The organism is Bacillus pretiosus, from assembly GCF_051294775.1.
In the GTDB taxonomy this organism is placed as follows: domain Bacteria; phylum Bacillota; class Bacilli; order Bacillales; family Bacillaceae_G; genus Bacillus_A; species Bacillus_A wiedmannii.
The window spans coordinates 1-333 of record NZ_JBPPHF010000064.1; the positions used below are offsets into that span (position 1 = coordinate 1).

At 38.1% G+C, this 333-nt stretch carries 1 pseudogene; it reads left to right on the forward strand.

The window, feature by feature from the left end:
- Positions 1-322: pseudogene (locus tag ACSG5Z_RS29860) on the forward strand (alkaline phosphatase family protein); the annotation flags it as partial.
- Positions 323-333 lie beyond the last annotated feature (11 nt).

Here is a 333-nt window from a genome sequence, read left to right on the forward strand (position 1 = left end):
ATTTAGCGGTAGCCCACTATATCAATTAGATTTGAATCAGCGTTTTGGTCATTTAAGAAATGGCTTATCACAGCCTGAACTCGATGATTTCGTACTTGCATCTGCTGTGCATACAATCCAGACGAAGAAGCCTAATGTCATGTTTATACATTTCACCGATTTAGACACTCAAAGACACTATCACGGCTTTGAATCTAACGAAACAATAGCTGCTATCCATAGACATGATGACCGGCTAGGAAAAATTATTCAAGCTTTAAAAGACAGTGACCTATACGAAGAAAGTACAATTATCGCTCTCGGTGATCATAGCGCTTTAAGTTAAAACAAAGC